A 14,433-nucleotide genomic window follows, 5' to 3' on the forward strand; every position below is an offset into this window, starting at 1 on the left:
TCTACTCTGTTCCCGCGCTGCGGAGTGACCCAGGCCACAGGAGAACCGTCCATTTACGTCCCGTTTTCAGGCGGCCGACCAGCCCGACCAACGCGCCACGTCGACCGCCAGCACCGGACCCCGCGCCACGAAAGCCGGATAGCGCTCCCCCAGTAACACGGCCGCCCGCGCGGCCTCCGGGTCCGCGAGCGGCAGGACCCGGGCGGTCCCGTCCGCCCGGGCCCACCACAGCCGCGACCAGTCCTCGTCGTACTCGTCGACCAGCAGCGACACCCGCGGCTCGGCCGCGATGTTGGCCAGCCGCTTCAGCGCCGTCGTGCGCTTCGGCTTCGCGTCGACGGCGCTGTAGACCGTGTCGCCGGCGACCGCGAACGTGACCGGCACGAGGTGCGGCTGGCCGGTCCCCGACACGGTCGCCAGGCGGGCGACCCGGGCCGCGGCGAACCGGGCCCGGGCCTGGGCCGGGGTCACTCCGGGTTGTACTCCGTGATGGCCGCCTCCCACTCGTCGAACGCCCGCTCAACCCGCGACCGGGAGCCCGACGGCAGCCAGCGCGCCACCCGGCGTACGCCCGCGTCGTGCAGTTGCTCGAAGATCTTGGGGTCGGCGGGGACGCTCATCACCTGCACCTCGACGTCGCGCCCGGCCCGCGAGCGCAGCTCGGCGATCCGCTCGACCAGCCCGTCGTGGTAGTTGGGGAACCAGGCGTCGCCGAAGGCCAGCACCCGGTCGAGCACGGTTGGGCCGGCCCCGCCGACCAGGACCGGCGGGTGCGGCTTCTGGGCCGGCTTCGGGTAGGACCGGACGCCCTCGAACGAGACGTAGCGGCCGGAATAGCTCGCCTCGTGCTGGGTCCAGATGGCCTTCATCGCCTCGACGCGCTCCTGGAGCACGCGCATGCGTACGCGCGGATCCGTGCCGTGATGGCGCATCTCGGTGCGGTTCCACCCGGCGCCGACCCCGAACTCGAGGCGGCCGCCGGAGAGATGGTCGACGCTGGCGACGGCCTTGGCGGTGTGGATGGGGTCGCGCTCGATGACCAGGCAGATGCCACTGGCCACGCGCAGCCGGCTGGTCGCCGCGGCGGCCGCGGTCAGGGCGACGAACAGGTCGTACGTCTTCCAGTACTTGCTGGGCACCGGCTGGCCCGGGAAGCGGTCCGTCTCGGCCGCGGGGATGTGCGAGTGCTCGGCGAAGTAGATCGCGTCCGCGCCCCGCTCCTCGGCGAGACGCGCGACCTCACCGGGCTTCATGCCGTCGTACGTGGGGAAGTAACCGACTCCGAACTCCATCTGAATGGTCTACCACGACCACCGTGAAAGTAACTTTCAGGTTTGATCGATGAATCGGCAACTATCGACATAGACGGGCTTCACGGTATAGCGTGCGCCTCACCTGCCACACCCAGCGTCCTCCGAAGGAGTGCCGTGACCGTCTTCCCACCGCGCCGGCTCGGCCGGCGGGCTGTGCTCGGCCTGCCCGCCCTGGCCGCCGCAGCCGTGACCGTCGCCGCCAAGCCGTCCGCCGCCGCGGCGGCGCCCACCGCGGCCCCCAGGGCCGCCAAGGTCGAGTGCGTCGCCGACCTGATCACCGCCGAACCCAGCCTGGCGCGAGGTGCCTGATGCCCAACGTGCCCTGGTTGCTCGACGTCCTGCGCGGCGCCGGCGTGTCGGTGGTCGTCGAAGGTGACTGGCTCAACCGCTACCGGCCCGGCTCGTTCGACCCGATCGGCGTGCTCTGGCACCACACCGCCGCCACCTCCAGCGCCAGCAACCCCCACCCGGCGCTGAACGTCTGCATCAACGGCCGGCCCGACCTGGCGGGGCCGCTGTGCCAGGCGCTGGTCGACTACCACGGCGTGTTCCACCTGATCTCCGCCGGCCGCTGCAACCACGCGGGCGCCAGCCGCGGCAGCGGGCCCATCCCGGCCGGCGACGGCAACACGCTCATGATCGGCTGGGAGATCGACTACAACGGCGTCAACCAGCAGATGACCACCGCGCAGTACAACGCGTCGATCGCCGCCACCGCCGCCGTGCTGACCCGGCTCGGCAAGGACTCCTCGTACGCCCGCGGGCACCGGGAGACCAGCACCACCGGCAAGATCGACCCGTCGTTCATCGACCTCAACGTGATGCGGGCCGACGTGGCCGCCCGGATGAGCGGTGGCGGCGGCACCTGGTCGCAGATCGTCGACAACACCACCGCCGGCCGGTTCACCGCCAGCGCCAACTGGGGCACGTCGTCCTACTCGGCGCAGCGCTACGGCACCGACTACCGGTTCGCCGACCCGGTCGCGGCCAGCGACCCCGCCTGGTACAAGTTCGCCGTGCCGACGGCGGGCACCTACCGGGTCGACGTCTGGTACGCGGCCAACGCCGGCTACAACACGGCGGCGCCCTACATCGTCGCCACCTCGGCGGGCAACCAGACCGTCAACGTCGACCAGCGCTCGGGCGGCGGCGGCTGGCGTTCGATCGGCACGTTCAACCTGCCGGCCGGCGACGCCAACCGGGTCGCGGTCAGCCGCTGGACGTCCGGCACCGGCCTGGTGATCGCCGACGCGATCCGGCTCACCCGCCTCTGACCCGTTACATTTGGCCGATGAGCGACCGGATCGAGTCCCTCATCGAAGCGCGGATCCGTGCCGCCCGGGAGAACGGCGAGTTCGACGATCTCCCGGGCGCCGGCAAGCCGCTGCCCGGCCACTCCGAGCCCTACGACGAGCAGTGGTGGCTCAAGGAGTTCGCCCGCCGCGAGGGCATCTCCGGCGGGGCCATGCTGCCACCGTCGATCCAGCTGGCCCGCCAGGTCGAACGGCTGCCCGACGAGGTGCGGCGGCTGCCCTCGGAGCAGCGGGTCCGCGAGACGGTCGCCGCGCTCAACCGCGAGATCCTCGACTACCAGCTCCGCCCGTCGCAGCCGTTCGTCCCGGTCCGCCGGGTCGACGCCGACGCGATGGTGGCGCTGTGGCGCGAGGCGCTGGAGGCCCGGTTCGCGGCGGCCCGCCGGCCGGCGCCGGAACAACCGCGGCCGCGACCCCGGCGGCGCTGGTTCCGGCGCTCAGAACCCCCAGACGACGCGTAGCCACTCCTGGAACGCCGGGCTGGTCGGCGGCCAGGTGACCACCTGCGCCCACTGGATCAGCGCCACGGTGGCCAGGAACGTGCTGAGCCGGCGGCTCGGCGCGCGTGGCACGGCGATCAGCGCGACCGCGGTCAGGAGCAGATAACCCGTGACCGGCGAGTACGCGAGCCCGGCGAGCAGTGCGACGAACACGGCGGCGACCGGGGTCAGGTAGCCGATCAGCGCCCGCGGCCGGCGCACCGCGTAGACCACCGCGACCGCGGCGTAGAGCGGGGTGTGCACGACCGCCAGCAGCGCCTCGCCGGCGGCCCGCACCGGCCCGGCCGGGTCCAGGCCGACCCAGACCTGGCCGGTCAGCCGCCAGTCGAGCAGCAACGCGATCGTGAACGCGGTCAGCGCCGGGCAGAGCAGCACGGCCCAGGTGGCGGGCGGGGTGGGTTCGGCCCGGCGGCGGGCGGCGGCGACGAACGGCGCGGCACCGGCGAACGCGGCCGCGTAGAGGATGGCGACCGGGTCGCAGAGGGCGGCGCCGGCCAGCGCCAGCCCGGCCCGGACCGCGCCGTCGGGGCGCCCCGCGACCGCGAAGTGGACGAAACCCTCGACCGCCAGCGCGAGGAGGACCAGCGTGAGCACGGCGGCCAGATCCTGCGATCCGGCGTACGCCAGGGCGGGCACCAGGGCCAGCGGCACGGTGACCCGCAGCGGCACCTCCCAGCGGACGAGCCGCTCCCCCAACGCCGCGAGCGCCACGCCGGTCAGCAGGGCGGTGGCCAGGCCGGCGATCATCGGACCGCCGGGGACGAGGGCGACCACCGGCGGGACCGCGGGCGGCGTGAAGCCCCGGCCGGTGGAGTAGAGCGCGAGGGCCGCGAACGGCAGCGCCAGCAGGAGGCGCAGCGACCACCGGGTGACCGCGCCGCGGGGCCGCCGCTCGTCAGCCGGGCTCCACCGTTGCCACCGCGGGATCACCACGTCGTTCGGCGCGATTGCCATGCTTCTCCCTCGTGAGCAGGTTCCGGTAGGCGGCCACGCAGTCCTGCAGCCAACGGATGGGGCTGCGCAGGGCCGGACCGGCGGGCTCGCCACGGCGGAAGGCGTCGAGCAGTTCGGCATGGACCAGGGCGGCCTGACCGACCAGGGGGCTGGCCAGCACGACGCCGAGCGCCCACGCCGGCACCACCCGCTGCGCCGGCAGGACCAGGGCGGCGACGAACAGGGCGTACGCCGGTGGGGTGAGCAGCAGGGCGACCGACGGCCCGACAGCCGCCCGCCCCCGCGCCGACGCCAGGCCGAAGTGGATCGCGAGCGTGGCGGCCACACCGGCCAGGTGCCCGCCGGAGACGAGCAGGGCGACCGTCACCACGGTCGGGCCGGTCGCGAACGTCAGCGCCAGCACCAGCCCGGCGAGCGCCGCGCCGACGCCGAGCCACCGGCCCGCGGCGGGCCGGCGGCGAGCCGCGGGCGGCCGCGCGAAGGCGCGGCGGATGGCCTCCTCGACGTCCCAGTCGCTGCCGACCGCCACGCAGACCGGCCCACCGACCGCCTGCTCCATCATGGCCACCCGCTCCGGCGTGGGCTCGACGGCGGTGACGACCAGCACGTAGCCCTCGTCGTCGTGGTGCAGCGGCAGCCAGCCGTCGCGGGCGAGGACCTCCGGGTCACGGCCGGCCAGCAGGTCGCTGTCGATCCACTCGCTCTCGACGTCGAGGTAGCCGCAGTTCCACTCGGCCGCGAGAACCTGGTAGCGCTCGCGCCGGTCCAGGATCTCGTCGACAAGCGATTCCGGATGCGCCATGCTGTCGATGCTGCCGTTATCAGACCGATTTGTCCGGTTACCCGGATCCGGCGTGTCTGGATCAACGCGCCGCATCCCTGCCAGACTCTCCTATGTGTCCACCACGCCCTCGCCCCCGCGGACACAGCGCATCCTGGGCTGGCACGGCCCGGCGATCCGCCGGGCCTGGGTGGTGGTCGTGCTGTGGGCGGTCGTCGCGACGGGGCTCGCCGTGAGCCCGGTCGGCTGGGAGCTCGCGGTGATCGCGGGCTGGGACGCCGCCTCCCTGGCGTTCCTCGGTTCGGTCTGGCCGATCTTCATGACCGCCAACGGGGCCAAGACGGAGAAGCTGGCCAGCCGCGAGGACCAGACGCACGGCTCGGCGACCGCCCTGCTGGCGGCGGCGAGCGTCGTCAGCCTGCTGGGCGTCGGGTTCGCGCTCGGCGAGGCCGCCAACGAGCACGGCACCTACCGCGGCGTGCTGATCGGCATCGCGGTGCTGACGGTGGCCTCGGCCTGGGTAACCATGAACACGGTCTACACGCTGCGGTACGCGAAGCTCGACTACCAGAGCCACGGTGTCCGCATCGACTTCGGCCAGCCGGTCTCGGAGCACAAGCCGACCTACCGCGACTTCGCCTACCTGGCGTTCACGATCGGCATGACCTACCAGGTCTCCGACACGACACTGCGCAGCTCACCGGTCCGCCGGACGGCCCTGGGCCACGCGCTGCTCTCGTACGTCTTCGGCGTCGCGATCGTCGCCGGGGCGATCAACCTGCTGGCCGGGCTGGTCAACAACTAACAGGTGTTGCAGGCGGAGTCCGTGGTCGGCGTCCAGGGGGTGCGGTGTGCCGGTGCGCACGGCGTGGGCGAACTCGGACCGCAGCACCGGCCAGCACTCGGCGTGGTCGATGGTCGCGAAATCGATCTCGAGTACGCCGGACCGCCCGTACAGCTCGACCCCCGCGCGCGACCGCGGCAGCCGCACCGAGCCCGACAGCGAGAGCTGGCTGACCGCCCCGCCGCGGTGGGCGCAGGTCAACTCCAGCCAGCCCGTCGACGCGCCGTGCCCGGTGACCGTCTCGATCCGGCCGACCGCGGCCTCGACGAGGTCGAGCAGGTGCGGGCCGAGGTCGACCAGGGCGCCGTGGTCGAGCCGCCAGCCCGTGGCGAACGGGCCGTCGAGGAAACCGCCGTGCAGGTAGCGAGCCCGGGCCCCGATGGTCTCGAACTCCGCCGCGGCGGCCAGGAACGCCCGGGTGGCGGGGTGGTAGCGCTTGGTGAGCACGAGCTGGCTCACCACGCCGTTGTCGCGGACGGCCTTGGCGACCCGTTCGGCGTCGGCGACGGTGAGGGCGACGGGCTTCTCCAGCAGCACGTGGCGGCCGGCCTCGGCGGCGCGGACGGCCAGGTCGGCCTGGACGTCCGGCGGCACCGCGAAGGCGACCGCCGCACACCGGTCGAGCAGGGCGTCGAAGTCGTCGGCCGCCGTGGTGCCGAGCTGGGCGGCGAGGCGGCGGGCGGCGTCGGGACGGCGGGCCCACACCCCGGTCAGCGTGGTCTCCGGCCCGGCGGCCAGGGTCGGGCCGTGCATCACCTCGGCCCAGTGGCCGGCGCCGACGAGCCCGACCCGGATCGGTGTGTCCACGGTCCACATTGAATCGCCGCCCGGCCGGCGGCGGCGGACACCACGCCGGTTCAGGCGCGCTCGCCGTGGGCCCGCAGGATCGGGTCGTCGTCGATCGGCAGGGTCGGCGTACGCCCGGCGACCACGGCCTCGGCCATCCAGCAGTACCAGGCGGCGGTGCTGCGGTAGGGGCGGAACGGCTCGCCGAGCGGCTCGAGCTCCTTCTCGGTGGGGGTCGGCACGCCGTAGGCCACGCCGTACCCCCGGCGGATGCCGAGGTCGCCAACCGGCCAGACGTCGGGGCGGCGGAGCTGGAAGACCATGAAGAGCTGCGCCGACCAGGGCCCGATGCCCTTGACCGTCGACAGCCGGCGGATGATCTCGTCGTCGTCGAGGTGGCCGAGCCGGCGGTTGTCGAGCACGACCGTGCCGTCGCGGACCTTCGTGGCCAGGTCGCGCAGTGAGATCACCTTGCGGGCCGAGAGCCCGACCTTGCGCAGCACGGCGTCCGAGAGCGGCAGCACGGTGTCGGGCGTCAGCTCGCCGTCGACGGCGTCGACCAGCCGGCCCAGGATGGCGACGGCGGCCGGCCGGGCGAGCTGCTGGAAGACGATCCCGCGTACGAGCGACTCGAAGTTGGTCTCCTTCCACAGCGGGATCCGCGGCGCCGGCGCGTTCGCGACCAGCCGTGCCATCACCGGGTCACGCCCGGCCAGCAGGTGTGCGGCCTGGCGGAACGTGACCCGGCTTCCCCAGGTGGGCGTCTCCACGCACCTAGCCTGCCGCTGCCGGGGCTTTCCGCGCGGCGAAACGGGGGACGTGGGCGGCGGCGAGGAAGATCCCGAAGACGGCCAGGTTGAGCACCCAGCGGGGGTCGTTCAAATGGAGCTGGTCGACGTAGTCCGCGCGTTCGGCCGCCGTCAGCGGTGTGGTGGACCGCTCCGCCGCGGCGAAGTCCAGGCGGCCGGAGACGAACACCAGGTAGCTCCACACGCGGATCACCAGATAGAGGCCGGCGGCGGCGAGGATCAGGATCCGGCGTACGCCCGGGCGCCAGCCCAGGATCAGCAGCCCGGGCACGACCAGGAGCTCGGTCGGGACGTTGCCGGCGATGGCGACCGGGATGCTCGGGAGGAACATCGCCACGAGGGTCTCGCCGGTCAGCGAGTCGCTGTCCATCGCCCCGTTGAGGAGCAGGAGCCCGGCGAAGCCGCCGAAGGCGAACAGGCCCATCGCGACCGTGCCGAGCACGACCAGGCCGTTCTCGGTCCGGGCGGCGGCGGTGGGACGCCGGGCGATCCAACGGGCGGCCGCGACGACGGCGACACCCCAGGCGGCGCCGGCGAGGTAGGCGAGGGGCGCGGGCATGAACTCCGCCAGCGACAGCCCTTCGACGACGGTGGTGAAGGCGACCGCCAGGGCGGCCGGCACGAGGTGGTTGGGTGTGGTCACGCCGCGGGACGCTAGGGAGCGCAGGGGCCGGCCGGCGTCTGCCGAACGGCCACCAACCCGGTTTATTTGTCGAGCAGCCCGGCATCCCGCGCCCGGGCGACGGCCTGCAGCCGGGTCGTGGCGCCGAGTTTGCGGAAGATGTGGTTGAGGTGGGCCTTGACGGTCCCCTGCGCCAGGTGCAGGGCGGCGGCGATCTCCCGGTTGGACCGGCCGGCCGCCAGGTGCCCGAGCACCTCGTGCTCGCGCGGGCTCAACTGCTCGACCGGCACGGCCGACGAAGCAGCACCACCCGCACCGGGCGACACCGTCATCTCGGCACCGCCTGCCACGGGCGGCGACACCGTCATCGTGGCGCCGCTCGCAACGGGCGCTGACGCAGCGATGGCGCTGACGTACGCAGGCGGCTCCGACGCCGGGATCGCGGTCCCAACCGGCGGTGCGGTCGCCGCCGCGTCGGCGGTGGCCTCGGTCGGTCGCGCCGCCGGGGATCCGCGGCGGAACGCGCCGGTGACGGCGACCGCGACGACCAGCACGACGGCGCCGAACACGAACACCAGCCACCACTGCTCGGCGCCCCGCTCGACGAACGCGAACGCCAGCCCCATGATGATCATCGCCCACAGGAAGCAGCCCACCAGCGCCGCCGTGAGGGCAAGGCGCCGACGCACGGCGGGCATTCGCAAAAGATGCGCGATCACAGCCAAGCAGCCTAGGCGGTGCCGACCGCGAGCAGGTGGGCGCTGGCGGCGACCAGGCCGGCCTCAGTGCCATAGAGGCGGGCCAGCTCGAGGGCGCCGGCGAACACGGTGTCGGCCAGCGGGCCGTAGGCGTGCGTGTAGTGCGCGACGATGTCCCTCGAGTGCTGGTCCACCCGCGAGATCATCCCGATCGGCGTGGCGGGCCGGCAACGCGGTCCACGAGAAGGGTCAGGGATGCCGGACGACGCCGCCGAGTGGGCCGCCGCTCAGGTCGACGCGGTCCGGGACGACCCGCGGCAGCGGATCGCGCTCCTCGCCCGCACCTACCGCGGCCCGTTCGGCGAGGCGCCCCGGCACCTGCCGTTCCGCCGGGCGGCGCTGTCGTTCATGCGCTGGCAGGCCACCCGCGGCGTGCTCAACCCGTTGACCGCGGACCCGCCCGGCAGCCGCTGGTGGCGGGCCGTCAACGAGGGGCTGCTGCGCGACGGCTGCGAGGCCATGGCCCGCTCGGGTGGGATGGGCGGCGCGGTCTCGTCGCCGGCGGTCGCGCTGTGGGACGCCTTCATCGCCGATCCGACGGCCCGCACCTGGTACCGGGCGCACAACGCCAGCATCGTCGCCGGCTACCTGGAGCACCGGGACCTCGCCGAACCCGAGACGGGACCCGAGCGCTTCTTCCTCAACGTCGTGCTGCTCCGCGTGCTCTACACGCACGCGCTGGTGGCCGCGCCGCGGCTGGCGTTAGGCCCGCTGTCGGTGCTCGGCGCCGTCCTGGGCGATCCCCGCCTCGGCGCGGCCGGTGTGTTCCTCTCGCTCCGGCGGGTCCTCCCGGACCGCTATCCGCCGCCGGGCGAGCTGCGCGGCTACCTCGACCGGGAGAACCGGCTGAGCCGCCTGGTCGACTACGGCGTGATCCAGCCCCGTCTCCAGCGGCTCTACGACTGGTCGGCCCGCGAGCTCGACCAGCCCGGCCTGTGCGACCTGGTGCGCGACGGCAACCCGACCTACGCGTGGTCCTACACCGACCGCCACGTCTGGTCGCCGCCGGCCGGCCCGCTGCCCCGGCTGCTGACGAGGCTCACCGCGCCACGGGGCTAGCCGTCGGGGTGGCGGCGAGCTCGGCGTCGACCGCGCTCGGGGAGTAGATCTCGTCGACCACCATCGCGTGGGCGCCGGTCACCGCCGACTGCGGCCCGAGCCGGCTGGTGGTGACCTCGAGGTGCCGGGTCGCGCGGGGCAGGGCGTACGTGTAGAGCATCTCGCGTACCCCGGTCACGAAATGGGTCTCGGCCAGGTCGCCGGCGATCACCAGCACGCCGGGGTTGATGACGCAGACGACCGTGGCCAGGACCTCGCCGACCAGGCGGCCGGCCTCGCGGGCCAGGTGGACCGCCTCGCCGTGGCCGTCCCTGATGCGCTCGATCAGTTCCGGGCCTGACTGCGTCGGCGTGCCGCCGCTGGTCAGCCGCTGCGCCAGGGCCAGGCCGCTGGCCACCGCCGACAGGCACCCGTAAAGGCCGCACTCGCAGCGCGCGTCGGGGAAGGACGACAGCCGGACGTGGCCGATGTCGCCGGCGCCGCCGTCGATCCCCCGGTAGACCCGGCCGTCGACGACGATCCCCGCGCCGATCCCGGTCGCCACCTTGACCAGGAGCAGGGCCGGGGTGTCCGGGAAGTACGCGACCTGCTCGCCGAGCGCCATCAGGTTGGCGTCGTTGTCGACGAAGACCGGGCAGCCCCAGGTCGCCCGGAGGCGGTCGGCGATCGGGATCCCGTCCCAGCCGGGCATGATCGGCGGCTCGGTGACCACGCCGGCGTCGTATTCGACCGGGCCGGGCACCCCGACGCCGATCCCCCGGACCCGGTCGCGCGACTGCCCCGCGGCGCCCAGGAGCCGGCCGAACGCCGCGTCGACCCAGTCCAGCACGAACGCCGGACCCTCGCCGATCTTGATGTGTTCGTGTTCCTCGCGGAGCAGCGTGCCGCCCGCGTCGAGCACCGCCGCCCGGGCGTGGTTGGCGCCCAGGTCGGCGACCAGCACCACGCCGTGGTCGGTGTCGAACTCGAGCAGCTCGGCCGGCCGGCCCCCGGTCGACTCCTCCACACCGGAGCGGCGCAGGAAGCCCGCCGCCCGGAGCGCGTCGATCCGGGCCACCAGCGTCGACCGGGACAGCCCGGTATAGGCCTGGAGCTCCGACCGGGTGCGGGCCCGGCCGGTGCGGACCAGCCAGAGCAGGTGCCCGGCCGAGTTCTGGTTGCCGGCCGCACCGCGGACGACGACCGGCGAACCTGGCGGACCGCCCTGGGCCGGCGGCCTATCCCTTGTCGGCACCGGCGGTCAGCCCCTCCGTCAGCAGCCGCTCGGTGGCAAAGAAGATGATCACGATGGGCAGGGTAAGCACCACCGAGCCGGCCATCAAAACCGTCTTGCTCACTTCGATGCCTCCGGACAGCTGGGCCAGTCCGAGCGAGACCGTCCAGTTGTCACGGTTCTCGACCAGGAACAACAAGGCGAACAGGTACTCGTTCCACGCGATCATGAAAACGTAGAGTGCGTTCGCCATCACGGCCGGTGCCGCGAGCGGCAAGATTACCTTACGCAGGGTTTGTAACCGTGTGTAACCGTCGACCGCGGCGGCCTCTTCGAGACTTTCCGGGATCGTGGTCAGGTAGTTGCGCAGCATGTAGACCGAGACCGGGATCGTCTGCGCGATGTAGACGAAGATCAGACCGGCCAGCGAGCCGCGCAGCCCGAGCCGGGTGAACACCGTGAACAGCGGGATGGCCAGCAGGATCGCCGGGAAGAGATAGACCGCCAGGAACAGGAAGTGCACCTGCCGGCGACCGACGAACTGCAGACGGCTCACGGCGTACGAGCCGGGCAGCGAGATGAGCAGCGTCAGCACCGTGGCGGCGGTGGCCACCAGCAGCGTGTTGCCGATCAGCCGCAGGAACCCCTGGCCGCCGGACCCGGTCGAGCCGAGCACCTCCCGGTAGGTCGACAGCGTCCACTCCGCCGGCCCCGCCCACAGGCCGCCCGGATCGCCCAGCACCGCCTCGATCGGCCGGATCGACAGCAGCACCATGTAGTAGAAGGGGAACAGCGTGACCACGATCAGGATCGCGATCACCACCCAGCGCAGCACGCCGAACAGCCGGGTCTCGAAGGTCGCGCGGTCCATCAGGACTCCCCCTCCACCCGCGGCGCGAAGAACTTGAGATAGAGCACCAGCAGGAGCACCAGGGCGGCGGCGAGCACGAGGCCTTGCGCGGCGGCCGCGCCGACGTCGAGCCGGGCGGTGAGGAACTCGTAGACCCGGACGCTGGTCACCTGGGTGCCCGCCCCACCGCCGGTGAGCAGCCAGACGTCGTCGAACTTGTTGAACGTCATGATGAACCGCAGCACCGACAGCAACGCGATCACGGCGCCGAGCTGCGGCAGCAGGATGTGCCGGAAGAGCTGGGTCGGCGCGGCGCCGTCGACGACGGCCGCCTCCTCCAGGTCCTTGGGCACCGCCTGGAGCCGGGCCAGGATGAACAGGAACGCGAACGGGAAGTAGCGCCAGGCCTCGAACACGATCACCGTGATCAGCGCGAGCGGGATGTCGACGCCCCAGAGGCTGTATTCGCGCTGGCTGAGGAACGCGATCGGCCGGTCCCAGCCGAGGAACCGGGTGCCCCAGTTGTTGGCGACGCCGAACTGCGGGCTGAGCATGATCTCCCAGACGAACGTCACCGCGACCACGGGCGCCACGTAGGGCAGCAGCACGCTGGCCCGCACGAAGGTGCGCCCCGGGAACCGCTTGCGCAGCGCCAGCGCGGCGATCAGCCCGAAGATGATCGAGAACGCGGTGCCGCCGATCGTGTAGACCAGCGTCGTCCAGAGCGAGCTCCAGAAGCCGGGCGAGGTGAACACGTACTCGAAGTTGCGGAGCGTGAACTCGCCGAACAGGCCGGTGCGCCGGATGTTGATCAGCCGGAGCCGCTGGAAGGCCAGCAGGATCGTCCAGAGGATCGGCACGACGACCACGACCAGCACGACCAGGAACGTCGGCGACAGGTAGACCAGGCCGGCCCGGTTCTCCCGCTGCGCGCGGGTCAGTGGCCGGCGCGCCGGCCGGCGGCGCTGCTCGGGCGCCGCCGGCCGGTCCTCGCGGGTCGCGACCATCAGTCGAGCGACTTCTGGATCGCCCGCACCTCGTCCGCCGCGCGTTTGGCCGCGCCGGCGGCATCGACCTCGCCGCCGGTCAGGGCGTTGACGGCCTTGGGCACCGGAAGCTCGCCGAGCGTGGCGCCGAGGAGCGCGCCCTGCTTCTGCGGCAGGCCCCAGCGCTTGAACGTGTCGGGGCTGGCCCGCAGCGCCTCCAGCACGTCGGCCGGATAGCTGTCGGACAGCGGCTTGCGGGTGTCGACGCCGGCCGGCAGCGTGTTCCAGGCGTTGGCGAACTTGGCGGGGTCGGACGAGTCGCCCTTGCGCACCGGGAACTTGCCCTCGGGCGCGATGCCGAGCCACTTGGTGTAGCCCTCGTTCATCATGTACGCCACGAACTTGCGGGCCTGCTCGGTGTTGGGCCCTTCCTTGGTGATCGCCCAGCTGGTGATCTCGCCGAACTGGGCGGGCTGCCCGTTGGGCCCGGCCACCGCGGTCACGATGCCGCTGTTCTTGGCCAGGAACGCCGGGTCGGACCTGCACTCGGGGCAGGTCGGCAGGGCGTCGTTGCGCAGCCCGGCCATCTCGTCCAGCAGGAACGACGACCAGACCACCATGGCGGCCTTGCCGGCGAAATATGTCGCCCGGGTCGTGTCGACGTCCTGGGCGCCCGGCACCGAGTAGTTCTTGAACAGGTCCTCGTAGAGCTGGAACGTCGCCACGCACTGCGGGGTGTCGAGCTGCACGTTCTTCTGGTCGTCGACCAGCTCGCAGCCGTTGCCGAGGGCGAAGTTCTCGAACGTCTGTTCCGTGAAGGCGTCGTTGGGGACGTTGGCCATCGTGATGCCGGCGACCCCGCCGGTGTTCAGCTTCTGCGCCGCCGAGCGGATCTTGTCAAAGGTGTCCGGCGCCTCCAGGCCGGCCTTCTCGAACAGGTCCTTGCGGTAGAAGAGGAGCTGGGCCCAGCCGTCGCTGGGCACGGCGAGCTGGTTGCCGTCCTGGCCGGTGAGCTCAAGGGCCCGCGGCGAGAACGTGTCGCGGCCGAGCTCGTCGACGACGGCCTTGGCGGCGTCGGTGTCGACCAGGTCGTTGGTGGCCATCTGGGCCACCGCCGCCAGCGGCAGGGCGCCGATCACGTCGGGCAGCTGGCCGGCCGCCGCGGCCGAGGTGATCAGGCTGGTGAACTGGTTCTCGTCGGTCGCCACGATCTTGACCTGGATGCCGGTCTGGGCGGTGAACTCGTCGGCGATCTTCTGGGTGGCCTGGACCCGGTCGGTCTGGTTCTCCAGGCTCCACACGGTGATCGACCCGGTGGCGTCGTCCGCCGGGTCGTCGCCTCCGCAGGCGCTCAGTGTGGCGGCCGCCAGGACCGCCGCGGTAGCGGCGGTGAGCAGGCTTCTCGCGTTCACGCGGGTCGCTCCTTCGTCCGGTGTATCGATCTCTCCCTTTGTCCACGATCTACGGACGAATCACACCAAGGTCTTATACGCGAAGGCAAGACATATGTACGTAACGTTCGGCCACTCGGTCGGGTAACGGACGATCTTGCCCGCGACGCCATCCCGGCCTGCCAGGCTTTGTCCACATTTGACACGAGAGATGGCGATGCGGACTTATACTTGATTGCCAGACATAAGTGCGT

At 72.4% G+C, this 14,433-nt stretch carries 18 protein-coding genes; 5 read left to right on the forward strand and 13 right to left on the reverse strand.

Going from position 1 to position 14,433, the window contains the following annotated elements; translation table 11 throughout:
- Nucleotides 1–66: 66 nt before the first annotated feature.
- Both O7635_RS32445 and O7635_RS32450 read right to left on the reverse strand, forming a co-directional pair.
- Complete coding sequence (locus O7635_RS32445; protein WP_278084303.1) at nucleotides 67–471, reverse strand: TIGR03668 family PPOX class F420-dependent oxidoreductase; 405 nt, start codon at nucleotides 469–471, stop codon at nucleotides 67–69.
- The gene (locus tag O7635_RS32450) at nucleotides 468–1,292 is read right to left on the reverse strand and encodes a TIGR03619 family F420-dependent LLM class oxidoreductase (RefSeq protein WP_278084304.1); all 825 of its coding nucleotides are present in this window, start codon (nucleotides 1,290–1,292) and stop codon (nucleotides 468–470) included. The genes O7635_RS32445 and O7635_RS32450 overlap by 4 nt, the downstream gene beginning before the upstream one ends.
- A gap of 135 nt (nucleotides 1,293–1,427) precedes the next feature.
- On the opposite strand from O7635_RS32450, the gene O7635_RS32455 reads away from it, so the two are divergent.
- The 3 genes from O7635_RS32455 to O7635_RS32465 are packed head-to-tail and all read left to right on the forward strand — an operon-like array spanning nucleotide 1,428 to nucleotide 3,087.
- Nucleotides 1,428–1,622: a hypothetical protein gene (locus O7635_RS32455; RefSeq protein WP_278084305.1), complete on the forward strand. Its 195-nt coding sequence runs from the start codon at nucleotides 1,428–1,430 to the stop codon at nucleotides 1,620–1,622.
- Nucleotides 1,622–2,587 carry an N-acetylmuramoyl-L-alanine amidase gene (locus tag O7635_RS32460; RefSeq protein ID WP_278084306.1) on the forward strand — a complete coding sequence of 322 codons (966 nt, stop codon included), beginning with the start codon at nucleotides 1,622–1,624 and terminating at the stop codon, nucleotides 2,585–2,587. Before O7635_RS32455 ends, O7635_RS32460 begins: the two co-directional genes overlap by 1 nt.
- 17 nt (nucleotides 2,588–2,604) lie before the next feature.
- The gene (locus O7635_RS32465) at nucleotides 2,605–3,087 is read left to right on the forward strand and encodes a DUF1992 domain-containing protein (RefSeq protein ID WP_278084307.1); all 483 of its coding nucleotides are present in this window, start codon (nucleotides 2,605–2,607) and stop codon (nucleotides 3,085–3,087) included.
- On the opposite strand, the gene O7635_RS32470 is transcribed toward O7635_RS32465, so the two are convergent.
- Nucleotides 3,064–4,080, reverse strand: a complete 1,017-nt coding sequence (locus tag O7635_RS32470; RefSeq protein ID WP_278084308.1) for a hypothetical protein — start codon at nucleotides 4,078–4,080, stop codon at nucleotides 3,064–3,066. The genes O7635_RS32465 and O7635_RS32470 overlap by 24 nt on opposite strands.
- Nucleotides 4,022–4,882: a hypothetical protein gene (locus O7635_RS32475; RefSeq protein WP_278084309.1), complete on the reverse strand. Its 861-nt coding sequence runs from the start codon at nucleotides 4,880–4,882 to the stop codon at nucleotides 4,022–4,024. The genes O7635_RS32470 and O7635_RS32475 overlap by 59 nt, the downstream gene beginning before the upstream one ends.
- 94 nt (nucleotides 4,883–4,976) lie before the next feature.
- Here O7635_RS32475 and O7635_RS32480 point away from each other — a divergent pair, with 94 nt between their 5' ends.
- The gene (locus O7635_RS32480) at nucleotides 4,977–5,666 is read left to right on the forward strand and encodes a DUF1345 domain-containing protein (RefSeq protein ID WP_278084310.1); all 690 of its coding nucleotides are present in this window, start codon (nucleotides 4,977–4,979) and stop codon (nucleotides 5,664–5,666) included.
- On the opposite strand, the gene O7635_RS32485 is transcribed toward O7635_RS32480, so the two are convergent.
- From O7635_RS32485 to O7635_RS32505, 5 genes are all read right to left on the reverse strand, one after another.
- On the reverse strand, nucleotides 5,559–6,512 hold the full coding sequence (locus O7635_RS32485; RefSeq protein WP_278084311.1) for a Gfo/Idh/MocA family oxidoreductase: 954 nt from the start codon (nucleotides 6,510–6,512) through the stop codon (nucleotides 5,559–5,561). The genes O7635_RS32480 and O7635_RS32485 overlap by 108 nt on opposite strands.
- A gap of 50 nt (nucleotides 6,513–6,562) precedes the next feature.
- Nucleotides 6,563–7,261: a hypothetical protein gene (locus O7635_RS32490; protein WP_278084312.1), complete on the reverse strand. Its 699-nt coding sequence runs from the start codon at nucleotides 7,259–7,261 to the stop codon at nucleotides 6,563–6,565.
- 4 nt (nucleotides 7,262–7,265) lie between these two features.
- Nucleotides 7,266–7,943 carry a hypothetical protein gene (locus O7635_RS32495; protein ID WP_278084313.1) on the reverse strand — a complete coding sequence of 226 codons (678 nt, stop codon included), beginning with the start codon at nucleotides 7,941–7,943 and terminating at the stop codon, nucleotides 7,266–7,268.
- A 62-nt stretch (nucleotides 7,944–8,005) separates the two neighbouring features.
- Complete coding sequence (locus O7635_RS32500; RefSeq protein ID WP_278084314.1) at nucleotides 8,006–8,620, reverse strand: helix-turn-helix transcriptional regulator; 615 nt, start codon at nucleotides 8,618–8,620, stop codon at nucleotides 8,006–8,008.
- A gap of 32 nt (nucleotides 8,621–8,652) precedes the next feature.
- On the reverse strand, nucleotides 8,653–8,814 hold the full coding sequence (locus O7635_RS32505) for a hypothetical protein (RefSeq protein WP_278084315.1): 162 nt from the start codon (nucleotides 8,812–8,814) through the stop codon (nucleotides 8,653–8,655).
- 61 nt (nucleotides 8,815–8,875) lie between these two features.
- Between O7635_RS32505 and O7635_RS32510 the strand changes: the two genes are divergently transcribed.
- Nucleotides 8,876–9,739, forward strand: coding sequence for a hypothetical protein (locus O7635_RS32510; RefSeq protein ID WP_278084316.1), 864 nt, complete (start codon nucleotides 8,876–8,878; stop codon nucleotides 9,737–9,739).
- Here the strand turns inward: O7635_RS32510 and O7635_RS32515 are convergent.
- Genes O7635_RS32515 through O7635_RS32530 form a run of 4 tightly spaced genes read right to left on the reverse strand, consistent with a single transcriptional unit; the run spans nucleotide 9,720 to nucleotide 14,200 of the window.
- Entirely contained in the window at nucleotides 9,720–10,973 is a 1,254-nt protein-coding gene (locus O7635_RS32515) for an ROK family protein (RefSeq protein ID WP_278084317.1), read from the reverse strand. The two genes, O7635_RS32510 and O7635_RS32515, sit on opposite strands and share 20 nt — an antisense overlap.
- Nucleotides 10,957–11,823 (reverse strand): carbohydrate ABC transporter permease, encoded by an 867-nt coding sequence (locus O7635_RS32520; RefSeq protein ID WP_278084318.1) that lies wholly within the window; start codon nucleotides 11,821–11,823, stop codon nucleotides 10,957–10,959. Before O7635_RS32520 ends, O7635_RS32515 begins: the two co-directional genes overlap by 17 nt.
- Nucleotides 11,823–12,809, reverse strand: a complete 987-nt coding sequence (locus O7635_RS32525; protein ID WP_278084319.1) for a sugar ABC transporter permease — start codon at nucleotides 12,807–12,809, stop codon at nucleotides 11,823–11,825. The genes O7635_RS32520 and O7635_RS32525 overlap by 1 nt, the downstream gene beginning before the upstream one ends.
- The gene (locus tag O7635_RS32530) at nucleotides 12,809–14,200 is read right to left on the reverse strand and encodes an extracellular solute-binding protein (protein WP_278084320.1); all 1,392 of its coding nucleotides are present in this window, start codon (nucleotides 14,198–14,200) and stop codon (nucleotides 12,809–12,811) included. The genes O7635_RS32525 and O7635_RS32530 overlap by 1 nt, the downstream gene beginning before the upstream one ends.
- Nucleotides 14,201–14,433 lie beyond the last annotated feature (233 nt).

Origin of the sequence: Asanoa sp. WMMD1127 (genome assembly GCF_029626225.1) — a bacterium.
Lineage (GTDB): Bacteria > Actinomycetota > Actinomycetes > Mycobacteriales > Micromonosporaceae > Asanoa.